The sequence below is a fragment of the Janthinobacterium sp. Bl 1 genome (assembly GCF_058215535.1).
Genome location: NZ_CM177086.1, coordinates 2,517,713 through 2,536,263 on the forward strand (window position 1 = coordinate 2,517,713; position 18,551 = coordinate 2,536,263).

Here is an 18,551-nt window from a genome sequence, read left to right on the forward strand (position 1 = left end):
GTAGAGTCCATCAGCTACGATCAGTTGCGCAAAGGCGCGGCCGGGCAGCCCGCCCAGTTGCTGCCGGCGGGGATGTGCTCGCCCTTCATCACCAGAGTCAAGGGACCGAGGCGCGCATTGTCGCCGACTTTCGCGCTGTACAGCACGGAGCTGCGCGGGCCCATGTAGACGCGCTGGCCGATGTCCACGTGGTCGATCTTCATCACGCGATCTTCGAACAGATGCGTTTGCGGGCAGGTCAGCGCGTTCAGTTCGCTGTAGTCGCCGATGTGCACGCAGTCGAATTCCGTGATGTCCGTCGTGTCCATGTAGACGCCGCGGCCGATCTTGCAGCCGAACAGCCGGAAGGCCAGCGGCAGCCACGGCGTGCCGCGCAGGTAGCGCATGAAGTTGGGCACGGCGATGCCTTCATACAGATTGGTCACGCCTTCCGAAATCCACACGAACGGCGTCCACATGGGCGCGGCGTGCTTGCGGTAGCGTCCCAGCAGCAGCCATTTGAACAGCACGACCACCAGGAAATTGCCGATGCCGTAGGCCAGGCCGGCAATCGCCAGGTCGCTCACCACTTCACCCCAGCGCCCGGCACCCGCGATCGGCATTACGTCCAGCACGAGGGTGTAGCCGACGGCGATCACCACGGCGTGCGGCGCGACGATGCGGAACGCTTCGATCAGGCTGCGGCCCAGGCGGCGCAACAGCGATGGCTTGAACGTCAGGTGCTCGGCAAAGCCGCTGACCTGTTCGCGCGCGGGCAAGTGCATGGGCGGGGAGCCCAGCCACGTATCGCCGCTGTGCATCTGTTCATTGCGCGGCGCATGCGTGTGCACGCCGATCAGCACGTGCTCGGGCAGGGTGGTGCCGTCCGGGATATAGCTGCCGTTGCCGACGAAGCTGCGGTGCGAGACGACGGTGGGGCGCATGGTCATCCAGCCGCCGTCGATCTGCTCGTCGCCCAGCATGACGGCATCGGCGATGAAAGTGTCGTCGCCCAGGGTCAGCATGTCAGGCACCACGCCCAGGGCCGTGGAAATCTCGGCGCCCTTGCCCACCTTGGCGCCCAGCAGGCGGTACCAGTACGGCGCGTACACGGTGGCGTAGATGCCGTGCAGGACGTTCAAGCTAGATTCCTGGATATGGCTGACCAGCCACTTGGCGCAATAGATATTGCTGTGCACGGGCGAGCTGCCCGGTTTCAAGCGGGGCAGCGCGCCCCAGCGGATGGCGGCCGACAGCAGGGCGGTGAGCACGATCAGCACGGCGCTGGCGGGAAAGGCCAGCAGGAAGTAGCGGGCCAGCTGGGTCGTCACGTCGCGTCCCTGCAGCCACGGCATCATTTCGCGCTCGTCGAACCAGTCGATCAGCACGAAGCTGGGGAAGACGGGCATGAAGAACAGCACGGCGATCAAGACCATGCCGAAGCAGAAGAACACGGTTTCGCTTGTCAGGCGCAGGCGCGAGACGGCGGGGCGCGGCGGCTGGCTGGCCACGTCAAACGCACCGGTGTCGCGCGCGGGCGAGCCCGTGTACACGCGCCCGGCCGGTACCGCGGCGCCATCGGCCAGTGCGGACTGGCCTTCCAGGTGGCCAAACGTGCCCACCGTGGTATTGCCCTCCATGATCGCGTAAGAGCTGATGCAGGCATCGTCGCCGATGCTGATCTGGCCCAGCAGCAAACGGCCCCGCTCGACCCTGGCGTTTTCAAAGTTGACGGCGTTGCCCACGCTGACGTTGTCGCCGATGGACAGCAAGTCGGGTGCGCGCAGGGTCATCGAGCCGATGACGACTTCCTTGCCCACTTTCGCGCCGAGCGCGCGCAGCCACCAGCTGTTCAGGGACGAGCCGCTGAGCAGGTAGGCGGGCGCCGATTCGACCAGTCGGTCGGCCAGCCACCAGCGGTAGTAGGTGACACCCCACAGCGGATAGCTGCCTGGCTTCAAGCGTCCGGCGATCAGCCACTTGCCGGCAATCGCAATGGCAAATTCGGCCAGGGTCGCCAGCAGGAACACGGCGATCGAGGCGGCGATGGCGCGCGGCACGGTGTCGCCCGTGTCGCCCGTGAAGAAGTGGTAGGTGAAGAAGGGCGCCATCCACTGCGCCATGCGCAGGGTGACGAGGCCCGGCACGGCCGCCGCCTGGGCCGCGCCGCAGGTCCAGCGCTTCAGGGTCGACGGCGGCGTCCATTGCGCTTCCGGCGTGGCCAGCGCGGGCGCCTCATTGAGCACGGCGGCGATCTTGCCGATCTGGCGGTTCTGGTAAATGTCGCGCACCGTCATGTGGGCGTAGGCCGGATCGGCGCGCAGGGCAGATGCCAGGCGCGCGGCCAGGAAGGAGTGGCCACTGAGGTCGCTGAAAAAGTCCAGTTGGCGCAAGATCGCCTGGCCCGGGAACAGCTTGGCCAGCGCCGCGAACAGGGCCGCTTCGGCCGGCGTTTCCGGCACGTCTGACTCTCCCGCTTCGCCGGCTGGCGGCGCGGACAGCGGCATGGCCTTCAGCGCCTTCCTGTCGATCTTGCCCGAGGTCAGGCGCGGCATCAGCGGCAGCAATTCAAAACGGCCGGGCACCATGTAGGGCGGCAGGTGCAGGTTCAATGCCGCGCGCAGGGTTTTCGCGGCCAGGGCGTCGGCGGGCGCCTCGTCGCTGCCGACGATGTAGGCCACCAGCTGGTCGATGCCGTCATCCTTGCGCAGCAAGACGGCCACCGTGCCCACGCCAGTTTGCTGCGCCAGCACGGCTTCGATCTCGCCCAGCTCCACGCGGAAGCCGCGGATTTTCACCTGGTCGTCGGCGCGGCCCAGGCACAGCACCTGGCCATCAAGATCGATGCGGGCCAGGTCGCCCGTACGGTACAGGCGCGCATCGTCGGGGCCCGTGCTCCAGGGATTGGGCAGGAATTTTTCCACCGTCAGGTCGGGTCGGCCCAGGTAGCCCTCGGCCAGGCCCGGGCCGATGATGCACAGCTCACCCGTCTCGCCGCGCGCCAGTAAAGTCAAGGGACGGTTTTCTCCCGGCTCGGCCACCTGCAGCACCAGCAAGCCGTAGTTGGGCAGCGGCGTGCCGATGGTCACCGGCTCGCCGGGCCGCAGGCGCGCCAGGCTGCACGAGACGGTCGCCTCCGTGGGACCATAGGTGTTGAACATGGCGCGGCCCGGGCGCGACCAGCGCTCGACGAGCGATTCCGGGCACATTTCGCCGCCCAGGTTGATCAGGCGCAGGCTCGGCACTTCTTCCGCGAACAGGGCCAGCAAGGTCGGCACGGCGTGCAGAACGGTGACTTGATTGTCGGCCAGCGCGCGCGGCAAGGCTTCCGGGTCGCCCGACATCTCCTTGGGTCCCAGCCACAGGGTGGCGCCCACCAGGTAGGCGATCCAGATTTCCTCGAACGACATGTCGAAGGCGACGGAAAAGCCCTGGTAGACGGTGTCGGCTTGCGTCACTTCCAGCACGGCGTTTTCGCTGCGCAGGAAGTGGCAGATGCTGCGTTGATTGATCAATATGCCCTTGGGCTTGCCCGTGGAGCCGGACGTGTAGATCACGTAGGCTGGGTGTTCGGGCAGCACGGCGCCGCGCGCGGGCAGCTGTTCGCCCGGCGTGGCGGGGGCCAGCAGGCTTTCCGCCGTCCACACGGGACGTTTGACGCCGGCGTCAAACAGGCGCGGCGCGAATTGGGCGCAGCTGACGACACCAAAGCCATTCGCGTCATCGAGGCACACCTGCAGGCGCTCGACGGGCGTGTCTTCATCGACTGGCAGCCAGGCGGCGCCCGCCTTGGCGATGGCCGCCTGCATCAGCAGCAGATGGGCGCCGCGCGGCAGCCACAGGCCCACGATGTCGCCGGGCTTGACGCCGGCCGCCACCAGGCGCGCCGCGGCCAGGCTGGCTTGCGCATCGAGCTGCGCATACGTGATGCGGCGTTCGCCATCGATCAGGGCAATTTGCTCGGGACAGCGGCGGGCCGTCGCTTCCAGCAGGTCGGCCAGCACTTCCTCGCGCAGCAGATCCGGTCGCGGCGGGCCGTACAGGATGTCGGCGTGGGTGGAAGGGATGCCTGGACTGACTGCGGTGAAATCGTTCATGGATGACGCTTATCTGTGATGCGGAGTGAGGAATCTGATGGGCTGCGCATGGCGCGCGGCACAGTTGATACATTACAGTACGCAAGACATTTCAGCGTTGCAGATCGGGGAATTTTGTGAAGCTTTCAGCAATTTTTGGGCCGCAGGATCAACTGCCATGATTACGGAATGTAAATCGCGGAAACATGGCGGCGATTTGCGCCAAAGTCGTCGCCGCCGGATAGCCGTGCAAGGGGCGGCCGGACAGTGCCGCGTCCGCGCAGCCTTCGGCGCGGAACTGCTGCAGCACGTAGTTGTCGACGCCTTTCGCGGCCAGGGTGCTGGCCAGGGCCAGCAACTGCTCGTCCGGCAGCAGGTCGGGGTGGGTGGTGGTGCGGCATTCGTAGGCCACGCCGCTGGCAAGGATGGCATCGAGGCAGGCGCGCGCCGGGTCGCCGCTGCCGGCCACGCGGGTCACATGACGATAGTCGGCAAACGGCGCCTTGATGTCGAAACCGACCCAGTCGACCAGGGGCAGCACTTCCTGCAGGCGCTGCGGATAGATGCAGGCCGTGTGCAGGCCGATGCCGAAACCCAGTGCCCTGACGTCCTCCATGGCGCGCGCCAGCGCCGGGTCCATGCACGCTTCGCCGCCGCTGAAGACGACGGCGTCGACCAGGCCCACGCGGCGGCGCAGCCAGGTCAGGACGTCTTGCCAGGGCATGGCGCCTTCCGGCGTGCGCGCCTGCAAGTGCGGATTGTGGCAATAGCCGCAACGCCAGGGGCAGCCCTGCACGAACACCACGGCCGCCAGCTTGCCCGGGTAATCGGTGGCGGAAAAGGGCGTCAGGCCGCCCACTTTCAGCTCAAACGCCATGGCAGGCGGGCTGGCCCACGCGGGCGCTCGCTTCCGTAAAATACTGGCGCTCGTGGAATTCGCCCTGTTTGCCGATGTTGAACGAGGCGACGGGGCGGTGATAGCCCATTACGCGCGTCCAGATTTCGCAGCGCTGGCGTTCCGTGTCGAGCAGGGTGATGGCGGGAGTGAAGTCGGGACGTGCGTTCATGGCGTTTCCTTGAGTGGGTGAGCGAGATCGGACTGCTTGCGGGCGATCAGTTCCGCGTCGCAGGTGGGACAGAATTCATGTTTGCCGGCCAGGTAGCCGTGGCGCGGGCAGATGGAAAACGTGGGCGTGACAGTGATGTAGGGCAGCGAAAAGCGGCTCAGCGCGCGTTTTACCAGTTCGCGGCAGGCGTTGGCGTCGGACAGCGCTTCCGTCATGTACAGGTGCAGCACCGTGCCGCCCGTGTACTTGCGCTGCAGCGCGTCCTGCAATTCCAGCGCTTCGAACGGGTCGTCCGTATGGCCGACGGGCAGCTGCGACGAATTCGTGTAGTACGGATTGTCGACCGTGCCCGCCTGCAGGATGGCCGGATAGCGCTTGCGGTCTTCGCGCGCGAAGCGGTAGGTCGTGCCTTCGGCCGGCGTCGCCTCCAGGTTGTACATATGGCCCGTCTCTTCCTGGAACTGCACCATGCGGGCGCGCACGTGGTCGAGCAGGCGCACTGCCAGCGCATGGCCTTCGGCGGCCGTGATGTCGTAAGCGTCGCCGCTGAAGTTGCGGATCATCTCGTTGATGCCGTTCACGCCCAGGGTGGAAAAGTGATTGCGCAGGGTGCCCAGATAGCGCTTCGTGTACGGGAACAGGCCTTGCTGCATCAGTTCTTCGATGGTGCGGCGCTTGATTTCCAGGCTGGTCTTGCCCAGTTCCAGCAGGCGGTCCAGGTCGGCCATCAACGCTGGCTCGTCGCCGCGCCACAAGTGGCCCAGGCGCGCGCAGTTGATGGTGACCACGCCCAGGGAACCCGTCTGCTCGGCGGAACCGAACAGGCCATTGCCCCGTTTGAGCAGTTCGCGCAAGTCCAGCTGCAAGCGGCAGCACATGGAACGTATCATGTTCGGCTTGAGTTCCGAATTGATGAAATTCTGGAAGTAGGGCAGGCCGTAGCGGGCCGTCATCTCGAACAGGCGTTCCGCGTTGTCGCTGTGCCAGTCGAAATCCTCGGTGATGTTATAGGTGGGGATGGGGAAGGTGAAGACCCGGCCCTTGGCGTCGCCCGCCATCATGATCTCGATATAGGCGCGGTTGATCATGTCCATTTCCGCCTGCAGCTCGCCATAGCTGAAGTCCATCTCCTGGCCGGCGATGACGGGAATCTGCTCGCGCAAATCGTCCGGGCAGACCCAGTCGAAGGTGAGGTTGGTGAACGGCGTCTGCGTGCCCCAGCGCGATGGCACGTTGAGGTTGAAGATCAGCTCCTGCATGTACTGGCGCACGTCTTCGTAGCGCAGGCTGTCCTTGCGGATGTAGGGTGCCATATAGGTGTCGAAGGAGCTGAACGCCTGCGCGCCGGCCCACTCGTTTTGCAAAGTGCCGAGGAAATTGACGATCTGGCCGATGGCGCTCGACATGTGTTTCGGCGGACCCGATTCGATCTTGCCCGGCACGCCATTCAAGCCTTCGTGCAGCAGGGTGCGCAGCGACCAGCCGGCGCAATAGCCGGCCAGCATGTCGAGGTCGTGGATGTGCAGCGCCGCTTCGCGGTGCGCCGCACCCACTTCAGGCGGATACACCTGGTCCAGCCAGTAGTTGGCGATGACCTTGCCCGACACGTTGAGTATCAGGCCGCCCAGCGAGTAGCCCTGGTTGGCGTTGGCGTTGACACGCCAGTCGCGCCGGTCCAGGTATTCATTGATGGACGCGGCGACGTCGACCTGGCCGCGTGTGGGAGAAACTGCATTTGTCGTCATGAAACCTCCAATAAACACAACATGCGGTGTTTTTATGGAGATTAATCACTAAATATAGTGGCGTCAAAGGGCGCGTGCAGTTGCGTGACGAATCCTTGATGCAGGTGAAGAAAGCGCGTCAGCGGCTTTTTTTTGCGTGGCCCAGGCGCGGGATGAAGCAGCTCAGGCCAAAGTACATGGCGCCGCAGACGGCGATGCTGGTGACGGAGGCGGGCAGCACGTGCGCCCAGATTTCCCGCGCCGAGAAGGTGCTCCAGCTGGCCACGCGCGCGTCGAACGTGACGTAGTTCGCCAGCAGCCAGTAGATGGCCAGCAGGCCTGTGCAGATGGCGGCCTGGCGCAGCACGGGCATGGCGCGGCGGGCGAAGACGGCTTGCAGGAACAGCAGCAGCACGCCGGCCCAGACGCCCAGCGCCTCGGGCGATAGCACGGAGAGCGTTTCTTCGACATAGCCGTCGGCGGGCGAAGCCCACTGTATTTGCAGCACGGTGAGGAACAGGGTGAGCAGGAATAGCAGCAGCGGTTTGCGGGGCATGGCGGGCAATCGGTGAGGAAGAAAAGTGGGGCATTTTACAGCCAGGTCAAGCAAGTTGAACGCGCGCCAGCCATGCATGCATTCCTTCACCTGCGTCAAGGACTGGGCGGTAAGGGCGGGGCTATAGTCTGCACCCTGAGCCGCTACAGGACTGTGAACACCATGATGCTTGAATCAACCACCGCCACCCGCGTGGCCGGACCGCTGGAATTGGTCTGCCCCGCCGGCAGCCTGCCTGCCTTGAAAGCGGCCGTCGACAATGGCGCCGACACCGTGTACCTCGGTTTTCGCGACGCCACCAATGCGCGCAATTTCGCCGGCCTCAATTTCGACGAGAAGGCCATCGCCGAGGGCGTGCGCTATGCCCACCAATATGGACGCAAGGTGCTGCTGGCGCTGAATACCTATCCGCAGCCGCACAACTGGGCCGTGTGGCGCAGCGCCATCGACCGCGCCGCGCAGGCCGGCATCGACGCCATGATCGTGGCCGATCCGGGCCTGATGGCGTATGCAAGCGAACACCACCCGCAACTGCGTTTGCACCTGTCCGTGCAGGGCTCGGCCACCAACTATGAAGCGATCAATTTTTACCATGAACACTTCGGCATCGCCCGCGCCGTGCTGCCGCGCGTGCTGTCGATGGCGCAGGTGGAGCAACTGATCGCCAAGACGGAAGTCGAGATCGAAGTCTTCGGCTTCGGCAGCCTGTGCGTGATGGTCGAAGGGCGCTGCGCGCTGTCGTCATATGCGACGGGCGAGGCGCCGAACACGCACGGCGTGTGCTCGCCGGCGAAATCCGTGCGCTGGCTGGAAACGCCGAACGGCCTCGAATCGCGCCTGAACGGCGTGCTGATCGACCGCTATGCGCCAGGCGAAAACGCCAGCTATCCGACCCTGTGCAAGGGACGTTTCGAAGTCAACGACGAAGAGTATTACGCGATCGAGGAGCCGGCCAGCCTGAACACGCTGGCGCTGCTGCCGCAGCTGATCGCCATGGGCGTGCGCGCGGTGAAGATCGAAGGACGCCAGCGCAGCCCCGCCTACGTGGCGCAGGTCACGCGCGTGTGGCGCGAAGCGATCGACGCCTGCCGCGAAGGCAATGCGCGCTACGCCGTCAAACCGGCCTGGATGGCGTCCATGGACAAGCTGGCCGAAGGCCAGCAGCACACCCTCGGCGCCTACCATCGCTCCTGGAAATAGCAAAACCTGCTGCGCGTCCCGGGGCGCGGCCAGCGATGCTCGCTGTGCTCTGGCACAGCTGCGCTTCTCGGCCTCGCCGCGGGCCGCTCGCTACGGTTTTATAAACTTTAAAAATACTGGAAAAGGCATGTTAAAACTCTCTTTGGGCCCTTTGCTCTACTACTGGCCGCGCGCCACCGTTTTCGAGTTTTACCAGCAGATCGCCACCACGGCCGTCGATATCGTCTACCTGGGCGAAACCGTCTGCTCGCGCCGGCACGAGGTGCGCCTGGCCGACTGGCTCGATATCGCCGACATGCTGGCCGCCGCCGGCAAGGAAGTGGTGCTGTCGACGCAGGCGCTGATCGAGGCGGGCGCGGAACTGGCGACCCTGCGCCGCATCACGGGCAATGGCCGCTACGGCGTCGAGGCCAACGACATGGGCGCCGTGCACTGCATGGAAAAGGGCACGTCCTTCGTCGCCGGCCCCCATCTGAACCTGTTCAATGGCCCCAGCTTGCAACTGCTGGCGCGCCTGGGCGCGCGGCGCTGGGTGATGCCGCTGGAAATGGGACAGACGGCGCTGGCCGAGATGCAGCGCCAGAAACCGGAAGGGCTGGAGACGGAGGTCTTCGCCTACGGCCGCATGCCGCTGGCGTTTTCCGCGCGCTGCTTCACGGCGCGCAACCGCAACCTGCCGAAGGACGATTGCGGCTACAGCTGCCTGGAAGAGCCGGACGGCCTGCTGCTGCGCACGCGCGATGAAGTGCCGTTCCTCGTGTTGAATGGCACGCAGACGCAGTCGGCACTCGTCTACAACCTGGTGCGCGAACTCGACGCCATGCGCGACATGGGCGTGTCCGTGGCGCGCATCAGCCCGCAATCCATGCATACGGAACAAGTCATCGCCATCTTCGACCGTGCCCGCCGCGGCCAGGTCAGCGGCATCGGCGCCCAGGCCCAGCTGGCGGCCTGCCAGCCGGCCGGAGCCTGTGACGGCTACTGGCACGGCCAGCCCGGCATGGAACAGCACCAGCACGCCGCCCATTGAACGCATCGAAAGGAAGCACCATGCAAGACCAACTGGAAAGATTGCCCGCCCCGGCCAAGCCTCCCATGAGCAAGCCCGCCGCGTCATACAGGCTGCCCGAACCACTGGCCGAATTGCTGTCCAAGCTGCCGCCGTATCCCGCCTCGTGGCTGTTCGTGCAAGGCTTGAACCGCCTGCTGGCGCCGCAATTGCCCGACGACGTGCGAAGCAGCCTGGAAGGGCGCAGCCTGCGCCTGCGGTTGCTGGACGCGGGCATCGCCTTCGATTTCGAGTGGCAGGGAACGGTGTTCGTGGCCGAGCGCTATGTGGACGTGCCGGATCTGTGCATCGCCGCCAGCGTGCATGATTTGATGCTGCTGGCGCGGCGCCAGGAAGATCCGGACACCCTGTTCTTCAGCCGCCGTTTGAGCCTGGAAGGCGATACGGAGCTGGGCTTGCTGTTCAAGAATACGCTCGATGCCATCGAGCTGCCGCCGTTCGACCTGCAGGCGCTGGGACCGCGCCGCGTGCTGGCGCATCTGCGCGACCGGGGCGCGCGGGGAGGGTAAGTTGGGAACTGGCTGCGCGCAGTGGCGGCATTCAATGGCGGCAGTGGCCGCAGGCGCCGCTGCACGAGGCCAGCTGTACTTCATCCGTCGCTTCGCCCATGAAGCCGGCGTCGTTGACGGCGGCCAGCAGGCGTTCCTGCGTGGCCAGGCGTTCGTCGAATTGCACCGTGGCGCCGTGGCGCGCCAGCGAGACGCAGACGGTCGCCACGCCCGTGACGGCTTCAAGCGCGCCCGTCAGCCTGTCGGCGCAGCCTTCGTGATCCATTCCAATGATATTCAAGCGCGCTGTCTGCATGGGTTCCTCTTGTTTTTCAGATAAAAAAAGAGCGTAGGCGAGGGGCAAGCATGCCGTCCAGAGCCGCACGCAAGATTTATTTTCTATTTGCGGTTTTATTGATCTGGATTAATTTCAATCGCTGCTGGCCAGCCTGAAAGTGCTGTTGTTTTATACACAGTTGCCGTATTCCAGTCGACAAGCGTACTCTGCTGCGCGATACTGTCATTCTGATAAGAACGCTGATGAAAGCGCTGGAAAGGAGGGGCCATGCAGCGCCGCCCCCTGCTCAAGCTTGCCGCCCTGTGGCCGTTGGGCGCTGCCGCCGCCGGCAAGTCGTCGCCGCTGGCCGCTCGTGTATCCGCGCCACCAGGCGATCGATGATCCGCAGCAAGGCTATGTGACGGCCCTGCTGCAGCAGGCGCTGGCCCGTTCGGGCCAGGCCTATGTCTTGCGCCGCTCCGCGCTGCGCATGGTGCAGACGCGCGCGATGCAGGAAATCGCCACGGCGTCGGGCAGCGTCGACGTCGTCTGGACGATGACGAGCCGCGCGCGCGAAACGCAATTGCTGCCGGTGCGCATCCCCATCGACCGCGGCCTGATCGGCTGGCGGGTGGCCCTGATCCGGGCGCGCCAGCGGCAGTTGCTGCGCGACGTGCGCAGCATCGCCGCCCTGGCGCGGCTGTCGGCCGGCCAGATGAGCGACTGGCCCGATTCCGCCATCCTGCAGGCGAACGGCTTGCGCCTCAATACCTCGAGCACCTATGAAGGCCTGTTCCAGCAACTGGCGGCGGGGCGCATCGATTACTTTCCCCGTTCCGTGATCGAGGCGCAAAGCGAGCTGGCCAGCCATGCGCAATTGCCGCTGGCGCTCGATACTCACCTGGTCATTCGCTACCCGGCCGCGCTGTACTTTTTTGTCGGCAAGCACCGGCCGGAACTGGCGCGCCATATTGAAATCGGGCTGGAGAAAATGTTGGCCGATGGCAGTTTCGCGCAGCTGTTCCAGCGCCATTTCGGCCGCTTCGCCGATGGTTTGAAATTGTCCCGGCGCCACGTGCTGGAGCTGGTCAATCCGGACCTGCCCGAAGAGACGCCTCTGGCGCGCAAAGCACTTTGGTATCGTCCAAAACATTACTAATAGTTTTATTGATCAGTGTCAAACAGGCGCTTCAATCGTGCGCATGATGTTTGATGAAACGCAAAGCGAGTTCAACAGAACACCTGTTGACACTTATAAAATTTTCGCCGAACATAATTCCACGTTGCAACACTTTTGCAATACGTTCCCAGCACAAGCGGTGATACGCCGGTGCCGTGCCGGATCCGTGCGCCCGTTCAACAGCCAGCTGCCGCCAGCCGCCGAACGCTCTGTTCCCTTGTAACCATCCGTTATCTTTTCGAAGGTTTGCCCATGCTCGAGTCGATCACGTCGGTATTGCACCAGGTGCCGGAACTGGCCCTGTTCCTGGCGCTGGCGCTCGGTTACGGGGTAGGGCAGATACGCTTCGGTCCCATCCAGCTGGGCGGCGTGTGCGGCACCCTGATCGCCGCGCTGCTGATCGGCCAGCTGGGCATCACCCTGGACGCCAGCGTCAAGAATGTCTTTTTCATGCTGTTCATCTTTGCCCTCGGCTATGCGGGCGGTCCCCAGTTCTTTGCCAACCTCAATGCCAAGGGCTTGCGCCTGGGCCTGTTGTGCCTGATCGAAGTGGTGGTGGTGCTGGCGCTGGTGTTGCTGGCCACGCGTTTCCTGGGCCTGGACCAGGGCACGGCGGCCGGCATGATGGCGGGCGCGGCGACGGAATCGGCCGTCGTCGGCACGGCCACGGACGCCATCTCGAAACTGGCGCTGCCGGCCGCCCGCATCGCCGAGCTGCAGGCCAACGTGGTCACCGCGTATTCCATCACGTATATCTTCGGCCTGATCGCCATCGTCATCGTCACCAGCCAGATTTTTCCGCTGCTGCTGCGCGTCAACCTGCGCGAGGAAGCCGATAAATTGTGGGAAAAGATGGGCGGCGCGCAGACCGATGGCGACGGCGTGCAGGCGACGCCGGAAATGGTGGGCCGCGCTTACCGCATCAGCCGCGGCGCGGGACGCCGTCTCGACGCCTTGCAGCATATTTTCGCGGGCCGCGCCAGCATCACGCGCGTGCGCCGGCATGGCAAGGTATTGCCCTTGGAACCCGCACTGCGCCTGCGCAACAACGACGAAGTGCTGGTGATCGGCCACCGTCCCGCGCTGGTGGCGGCCGAAGCCATCCTGGGCGAGGAATTTGCCGATACGACGGGCTTGAACATGGCGGTCTCCGCCGTCGAAGTGGTGCTGCAGCAAGCCGCACTGGTCGGCCAGCCCTTGCGCCAGCTGGCCTTGCCTTCGGGCGTGCACGTGGCGGCCGTCGTCCGTGGCGAGCACAGCATGCCGCCGCTGCCGGACCTTGCATTGCAGCGCGACGACGTGCTGCGCCTGTACGGCACGACGGAAGGGCGCGAACTGAACACGGCGCTGGCCGCCATCGGCAAGCGCGTGCCTACGGGCGACCGCAGCAATATCGTCTACGCCAGCATCGGCATCGTGCTCGGCGTGTATATCGGCGGCTTCAGTGCCAAGCTGGGCGGCATCCCGTTTTCGCTGGGCACGGGCGGCGGCGCCTTGCTGACGGGCCTCGTGTTCGGCTGGTACCAGGCGCGCAAACCGGGCATGCCGGGCATCCACCCCAGCGCGCTCGACATGATGAAGGATATCGGCCTGGCCACCTTCATCGCCTGCGTGGGCCTGGCGTCGGGGCCGCAGGCGATCGATCTGATCCGCCAGTACGGCCTGTCGCTGCCGCTGATGGGCGTGCTGATCGCCGTCATTCCCGCTTCGCTGTCGCTGCTGGTGGGCCACTTTTTCCTCAAGCTCGAAGCGCCCGTGCTGCTGGGCGCCATCGCCGGCCAGCAGTGCAGCACGCCGGCCCTGTCCGCCGTGCAGAACGCGGCCGGCAATTCCACGCCCTTGCTGGGCTACACGATTACCTATGCCATTTCGAACGTGGTGCTGCCCCTGTTGGGGCCGCTGATCGTGGCCCTGGCCGGGTCGGTGCACGCGTGAGCAGCCTGCAAGAGCACAAGCAGTAAAGAATTCCTTCAACATGAAAGGCGGTCCGCATGGAATGGTTGCATGAGTTATTCAAGAAGTCGCCTGAAATTGCCTTGTTTCTCTCCCTGGCAGTGGGTTACTACATCGGCAAGATCAAGTTCGGCTCGTTTCAGCTGGGCGGGGTAGCCGGTTCATTGCTGGTGGCGGTACTCGTCAGCCAGGTGGGCGTCGCCATCGATCCTGGCGTCAAGTCGGTGCTGTTTGCGCTGTTCATTTATGCGGTCGGCTATGAAAGCGGACCGCAGTTCTTCAATTCCCTGGGGCGCCAGTCCGTGCGCGAAATCATCCTGGCCGTCGTGCTGGCCGTGACGGCGCTGCTGACGGTGGTCATCCTGGCCAAGATGTTCGACCTGGACAAGGGCCTGGCGGCCGGCGTGGCGGCGGGCGGCTTGACGCAGTCGGCCATCATCGGCACGGCCGGTGACGCGATCACCAAGCTGGGCCTGGCGGCCGACGAAGTGGCGCGCTTGCAGGGCAATGTGGCCGTCGGCTATGCCGTCACCTATGTGTTCGGCTCGTTTGGCGCCATCATCGTTTGTGTCAACATCTTGCCGAAACTCATGGGACGCACCATCCGCGAAGATGCGATCAAGGCGGAAACGGCGCTGCAGGCTGGCGTGCAAGTACTGGGGCCGGGCCAGACGCCGGCCGCTCCCGACTTGATCGGCCGCATCTATGAAGTGGGCCCCGGTGCCGGGCGTTCCGTGGAGGAGATCGAAAGCGCCCATCCGAACACGGCGATTACCATCGAGCGCGTGAAACGCAATGGCCAGATCATCGACGTCAGCCCGGACCTGGTGCTGGCGGCCGACGATATCGTGCTGCTGGTGGGCCGGCGCGAAGCCATGCTCAGCGTCTCTTCCCAGCTGGGCAAGGAATTGCTTGCCGTCGAAGGCATGGAACTGGTGATGCAGCGCCGCGACATGGTGCTGACCAACAAGGCTTACCACAACAAGACGGTGGGCGAAATCCGCAGCGCGACGGCGCCGGGCGTGCGTCACGGCATCTTTGTCGTGCAGCTGAGCCGCATGGGCAAGATTCTGCCCATGCAGGCGGAAACCGTCGTGCAGACGGGCGACGTGGTGACCGTCTATGGCGCCGAGCAGGACGTCAAGCGCGTGGCGGCCGAAGTGGGCTACATGATCGTGCCGAGCGCCAAGACGGACTTCGTCTACATGGGCGCCGGCCTCGTCGTCGGCCTGCTCGTGGGCTTGCTGGTGGCGCGCATCGGCTCGATTCCGCTGACCCTGGGCAGCGGCGGCGGCGTGCTGCTATCGGGCCTGGTATTCGGCTGGTTCCGCGCCAAGCGCCAGACGTTCGGCTACATGCCCAGCGGCGCCGTGCAAATCCTCAAGGACCTGGGCTTGGCCGGCTTCGTTGCCGTCGTCGGCCTCACGTCCGGCCTGCAAGCCGTGCAAACCGTGCGCGAACATGGCCTGACCCTGTTTGGCGTCGGCGTGGTGGTGACCATCCTGCCGATGATCTTGACCATGCTGATCGGCCGCTACATCTTGCGTTATGACAACGTGGCCGTGTTCGCGGGCGCCTTGTCCGGCTCGCGCAGCGCCAATCCCGCGTTCGGCGAAGTGCTGAACGCGGCGCAAAACTCGATTCCCACCGTACCGTTTGCCATCACGTATGCCTTGGCCAACGTTTTCCTGACCTTGCTGGGGCCGCTCATCGTGGCCTTCGTCTGAGTCTGCACGTATTTGCAAGAACCCTGCACATTGTCTGTCTAAAGGAGTAGCAAAAATGGATTTCAGTAACCCAAGCAAACTCGCCCTGTTGAGCCCATTCGAATTGAAGGATGCGCTGATCCAGACGGCCAAGCAAAGCAACCGTTTGATGCTCAATGCGGGCCGCGGCAACCCGAATTTCCTGGCGACCACGCCGCGCCACGGCTTCTTCCAGTTCGGCCAGTTCGCCATGACGGAAGCGGAACGTTCCTATGTGTACATGGACGACGTGGGCGGTTTCCCCACGCGCGACGGCATCGAGGCGCGCTTTGAAATCTTCGTGCGCAAGCATGAAGGCAACCCGGGCGTGCATTTCATCGAGGCAGCCGTGTCGTACGTGCGCGACCAGCTGGGCTTGAGCGCGGGCGACTTCCTCTACGAGATGTGCGAAGCCATCCTCGGCTGCAACTATCCCGTGCCGGACCGCATGCTGCGCCTGTCCGAGAAAATCGTCGGCCAGTATATCCACCGTGAAATGGTGGGCGACCATCCCTTCGTCGGCAACTTCGACATGTACGCCGTCGAAGGCGGCACGGCCGCCATGACGTATCTGTTCGCCAGCCTGAAATCGAACCACATCATCCAGGAAGGCGACACGATCGCCCTGGGCATGCCGATCTTTACGCCGTACATCGAAATTCCCCAGCTGAACGATTACAAGCTGAACACCGTGCACATCGATGCGCCGCAATCGAACAACTGGCAATTCACGAAGAAGGAACTGGACAAGTTGCTGGACCCGAAAGTAAAAGCTTTCTTCCTCGTCAACCCCAGCAATCCGCCATCCGTCAAGATCGATGACGACACCCTGGAATACATCGCCAAGATCATCAAGAAGCGCCCGGACCTGATCATTTTGACCGATGACGTGTATGGCACTTTTGCCGACAATTTCGTCTCGCTGTTCGCCATTTGCCCGTTCAACACCATCCTCGTGTACTCGTTCTCGAAATACTTCGGCGCGACGGGCTGGCGCATGGGCGTAGTGGCCACGCATGAAGACAATGTGCTCGACGCCAAGATTGCCAAGTTGCCGGAAACTATCAAGAAGCAGCTCGATGCGCGCTATCACTCGATCACGACGGAGCCGCGCGCGCTGAAATTCATCGACCGCCTGGTGGCCGACAGCCGCACGGTGGCGCTGAACCACACTGCCGGCCTGTCCACGCCCGTGCAGGCGCAGATGACCTTGTTCTCCCTGTTCTCGCTGATGGATGAAGAGCAAAAGTACAAGCAGTCGATGAAGCGCATCGTGCTGCGCCGCAAGGAAGCGCTGTACCGCGAGCTGGGCTTGCCGATGGTGCACGACGCCAATTCCGTGCGCTACTACCATCTGCTGGACATGGAATCGCTGGCCGCGCAGATGCATGGCGTGGAGTTTTCGCAGTGGCTGCTGAAAAAACTCAAACCGAACGAAGCGCTGTTCCGTCTGGCCGAGGAAACCGGCGTCATCCTGCTGCCGGGCCGCGGCTTCGGCACAACGCACCCGTCCGGCCGCGTATCGCTGGCCAACCTGAACGAATACGACTACGCCAACATCGGCCGCGCCATCCGCAACATGGCGTCCGAGTTCTTTGCCGTGTTTGAAAAGGAAAAAGAGAAGGGCGGCAAAAAGGCCAAGAAATAACTAGCTTGGTAGAGGCTTGACCGCAACGGGTGCCCCGCAAGAGGCGCCCGTTTTCATGTGCCAGTCCCGGTAACCAATAGTGCAGGCTGGAATGGACATCCGTAGATATAATTGCTATTGTGAAAGTATAAACATGGCAACCCCGTGCTTTCCCCTCATTCATTGACTGGACGCTACATGGGCAGATTGCAAGGACACTTATCATTATTGCTGGCCGGCGCGCTGGGCGCGGCCATGCCCGCCCAGGCGGAACCGCTGACCTTTAACGAAGCGCTGCAGCAAGCGGCCAGGGCTTCGGGCGCCGTGCAGGGCGCCGCGCTCGACGTGCGCGCAAAAACACTGAAGGCGGAAGCCTTGTCGAATATCGACGGCCCATCCGTCGACTTGACGGCGTTTCGCGGCCGCTTGTCGACGGACTTGAATATCGATACGAGCGGCCTGGCCGGCGTGGTGGGCGGTATCGAATCCGTGCTGCCGCCGATTCCCGGCTTGCCCACGCCGCACATTCCCAATTCCCTGAACCGCGAAGTGGTAACGGACCTGACGTCGTTTGGCTTGCTGGGCATGTGGCCCATCTACACGGGCGGGCGCCTGGACGCCGTCAAGGGCCTCGCATCGAGCCTGACCCTGGCCGCGCAGGCCGAGCGCACGGAAGCGGAAGAGCAGCTGGCCACCCTGGTGGCGCAGCGCTATTTCCAGTTGCTGCTGGCAAAAAGAGTGGTGGCCGTGCGGGCCGAAGTGACGGCCGGCGTAACGCAGCACCAGCGCGACGCGGCCAGGCTGGAAAAGGGCGGCCTGATTTCGCGCGCGGAACGTCTGCGCGCCGACGTGGCCCTCGACAGCGCCCGCAGCGACGAAGCGCAGGCGCGCAGCGACGAGGAAATCGCCCAAGTGGCGCTAGACCGCTTGCTTGCCGTCAATACACAAGTGCTGCCCAGCACGCCGCTGTTCGTCAACAGCTTGCCCGTCGGCACCTTGCAATCGTTTATCAGCACGGGCATGCGCGAAAACGCGAACTGGAAAAAGATCGACAGCAAGCGCGTGCAGGCCGAGCAAGCGTTGAAGCTGCATGGCAAGGAATACGCACCCACCGTGTTTGCCATCGGTAATTACAATTTGAATCGCGGCAACGAAAAGCTCGTGCGCTCGAACTGGGCCATCGGCCTCGTCGTGTCTGTGCCGCTCGTGCACCGCATCAATACGGGCAAGATGATCGCCGCCGCCAAGCTGGACCAGGAGCGGGTGGAAGTGGTGGCCCGCCAGGCCGAGCGCGACATTCCCACCCTGATCGAAAAGAACTGGCGCGCGCTGGAAAATGCCCGCATCCAGTATTTGTCAACGGCCTCGTCGGTGGAGCTGGCGCGCGAGAATATCCGCTTGCAAACGGTGGCTTTCCAGCAAGGGCAAGTGACGTCGCTGGAAGTGGTCGACGCGCGCCTGAACCTGGCCAAGGTCGAAACCCAGCGCGCGCAGACGGCCTATAACTATGTGATGGGGCTGGCGCAATTGCTGGAAGCGACGGGCGAGACGCAGCGCCTGGGCAGCCTGGCCGCCGCGGCCGATATCCAATTACCTGTGGACAAATAATA

General features: G+C 64.0%; 14 protein-coding genes. 8 read left to right on the forward strand and 6 right to left on the reverse strand.

Going from position 1 to position 18,551, the window contains the following annotated elements; translation table 11 throughout:
* Nucleotides 1-20: 20 nt before the first annotated feature.
* The 5 genes from AC4BCN_RS11435 to AC4BCN_RS11455 form a co-directional block, all read right to left on the reverse strand.
* Nucleotides 21-4,076: a Pls/PosA family non-ribosomal peptide synthetase gene (locus AC4BCN_RS11435; RefSeq protein ID WP_490493329.1), complete on the reverse strand. Its 4,056-nt coding sequence runs from the start codon at nt 4,074-4,076 to the stop codon at nt 21-23.
* Between the two features lie 148 nt (nt 4,077-4,224).
* Entirely contained in the window at nt 4,225-4,932 is a 708-nt protein-coding gene (locus tag AC4BCN_RS11440) for an anaerobic ribonucleoside-triphosphate reductase activating protein (protein WP_490493330.1), read from the reverse strand.
* Nucleotides 4,922-5,122: an anaerobic ribonucleoside-triphosphate reductase gene (nrdD, locus tag AC4BCN_RS11445; RefSeq protein WP_034757000.1), complete on the reverse strand. Its 201-nt coding sequence runs from the start codon at nt 5,120-5,122 to the stop codon at nt 4,922-4,924. The genes AC4BCN_RS11440 and nrdD overlap by 11 nt, the downstream gene beginning before the upstream one ends.
* Nucleotides 5,119-6,867, reverse strand: a complete 1,749-nt coding sequence (locus tag AC4BCN_RS11450) for a ribonucleoside triphosphate reductase (protein WP_490493331.1) — start codon at nt 6,865-6,867, stop codon at nt 5,119-5,121. The genes nrdD and AC4BCN_RS11450 overlap by 4 nt, the downstream gene beginning before the upstream one ends.
* Nucleotides 6,868-6,985: 118 nt before the next feature.
* Entirely contained in the window at nt 6,986-7,402 is a 417-nt protein-coding gene (locus tag AC4BCN_RS11455; protein ID WP_490493332.1) for a hypothetical protein, read from the reverse strand.
* Between the two features lie 162 nt (nt 7,403-7,564).
* Here AC4BCN_RS11455 and ubiU point away from each other — a divergent pair, with 162 nt between their 5' ends.
* The 3 genes from ubiU to ubiT all read left to right on the forward strand — a co-directional run bounded on the left by ubiU (nt 7,565) and on the right by ubiT (nt 10,180).
* Nucleotides 7,565-8,602 carry a ubiquinone anaerobic biosynthesis protein UbiU gene (gene ubiU / locus AC4BCN_RS11460; protein WP_436835957.1) on the forward strand — a complete coding sequence of 346 codons (1,038 nt, stop codon included), beginning with the start codon at nt 7,565-7,567 and terminating at the stop codon, nt 8,600-8,602.
* A 127-nt stretch (nt 8,603-8,729) separates the two neighbouring features.
* Nucleotides 8,730-9,632: a ubiquinone anaerobic biosynthesis protein UbiV gene (gene ubiV / locus AC4BCN_RS11465; protein ID WP_490493333.1), complete on the forward strand. Its 903-nt coding sequence runs from the start codon at nt 8,730-8,732 to the stop codon at nt 9,630-9,632.
* Between the two features lie 20 nt (nt 9,633-9,652).
* Nucleotides 9,653-10,180 carry a ubiquinone anaerobic biosynthesis accessory factor UbiT gene (gene ubiT / locus AC4BCN_RS11470; protein ID WP_139092413.1) on the forward strand — a complete coding sequence of 176 codons (528 nt, stop codon included), beginning with the start codon at nt 9,653-9,655 and terminating at the stop codon, nt 10,178-10,180.
* Nucleotides 10,181-10,211: 31 nt separating this feature from the next.
* Here ubiT and AC4BCN_RS11475 read toward each other — a convergent pair whose 3' ends face one another.
* Entirely contained in the window at nt 10,212-10,475 is a 264-nt protein-coding gene (locus tag AC4BCN_RS11475) for a heavy-metal-associated domain-containing protein (protein WP_070304264.1), read from the reverse strand.
* A 334-nt stretch (nt 10,476-10,809) separates the two neighbouring features.
* Here AC4BCN_RS11475 and AC4BCN_RS11480 point away from each other — a divergent pair, with 334 nt between their 5' ends.
* From AC4BCN_RS11480 to AC4BCN_RS11500, 5 genes are all read left to right on the forward strand, one after another.
* Nucleotides 10,810-11,595, forward strand: coding sequence for a substrate-binding periplasmic protein (locus AC4BCN_RS11480; protein WP_490493334.1), 786 nt, complete (start codon nt 10,810-10,812; stop codon nt 11,593-11,595).
* Between the two features lie 273 nt (nt 11,596-11,868).
* A complete protein-coding gene (gene aspT / locus AC4BCN_RS11485) occupies nt 11,869-13,551 on the forward strand; it encodes an aspartate-alanine antiporter (RefSeq protein ID WP_490493335.1) in 1,683 nt (560 codons plus the stop codon).
* Nucleotides 13,552-13,607: 56 nt separating this feature from the next.
* Nucleotides 13,608-15,296, forward strand: a complete 1,689-nt coding sequence (aspT, locus tag AC4BCN_RS11490) for an aspartate-alanine antiporter (protein ID WP_490493336.1) — start codon at nt 13,608-13,610, stop codon at nt 15,294-15,296.
* 55 nt (nt 15,297-15,351) lie between these two features.
* A complete protein-coding gene (locus tag AC4BCN_RS11495; RefSeq protein WP_070304267.1) occupies nt 15,352-16,962 on the forward strand; it encodes a bifunctional aspartate transaminase/aspartate 4-decarboxylase in 1,611 nt (536 codons plus the stop codon).
* 177 nt (nt 16,963-17,139) lie between these two features.
* Complete coding sequence (locus AC4BCN_RS11500) at nt 17,140-18,549, forward strand: TolC family protein (protein WP_485879573.1); 1,410 nt, start codon at nt 17,140-17,142, stop codon at nt 18,547-18,549.
* The last annotated feature ends 2 nt before the right edge of the window (nt 18,550-18,551 follow it).

Bases quoted from the DNA above. Each gene is read 5' to 3' on its own strand.
- AC4BCN_RS11475 (WP_070304264.1), bottom strand. From the start codon at position 10,475: ATGCAGACAGCGCGCTTGAATATCATTGGAATGGATCACGAAGGCTGC.
- AC4BCN_RS11435 (WP_490493329.1), bottom strand. From the start codon at position 4,076: ATGAACGATTTCACCGCAGTCAGTCCAGGCATCCCTTCCACCCACGCC.
- AC4BCN_RS11450 (WP_490493331.1), bottom strand. From the start codon at position 6,867: ATGACGACAAATGCAGTTTCTCCCACACGCGGCCAGGTCGACGTCGCC.
- ubiU (WP_436835957.1), top strand. From the start codon at position 7,565: ATGATGCTTGAATCAACCACCGCCACCCGCGTGGCCGGACCGCTGGAA.
- nrdD (WP_034757000.1), bottom strand. From the start codon at position 5,122: ATGAACGCACGTCCCGACTTCACTCCCGCCATCACCCTGCTCGACACG.
- AC4BCN_RS11440 (WP_490493330.1), bottom strand. From the start codon at position 4,932: ATGGCGTTTGAGCTGAAAGTGGGCGGCCTGACGCCCTTTTCCGCCACC.
- AC4BCN_RS11500 (WP_485879573.1), top strand. From the start codon at position 17,140: ATGGGCAGATTGCAAGGACACTTATCATTATTGCTGGCCGGCGCGCTG.
- aspT (WP_490493335.1), top strand. From the start codon at position 11,869: ATGCTCGAGTCGATCACGTCGGTATTGCACCAGGTGCCGGAACTGGCC.
- aspT (WP_490493336.1), top strand. From the start codon at position 13,608: ATGGAATGGTTGCATGAGTTATTCAAGAAGTCGCCTGAAATTGCCTTG.
- ubiV (WP_490493333.1), top strand. From the start codon at position 8,730: ATGTTAAAACTCTCTTTGGGCCCTTTGCTCTACTACTGGCCGCGCGCC.
- ubiT (WP_139092413.1), top strand. From the start codon at position 9,653: ATGCAAGACCAACTGGAAAGATTGCCCGCCCCGGCCAAGCCTCCCATG.
- AC4BCN_RS11455 (WP_490493332.1), bottom strand. From the start codon at position 7,402: ATGCCCCGCAAACCGCTGCTGCTATTCCTGCTCACCCTGTTCCTCACC.
- AC4BCN_RS11495 (WP_070304267.1), top strand. From the start codon at position 15,352: ATGGATTTCAGTAACCCAAGCAAACTCGCCCTGTTGAGCCCATTCGAA.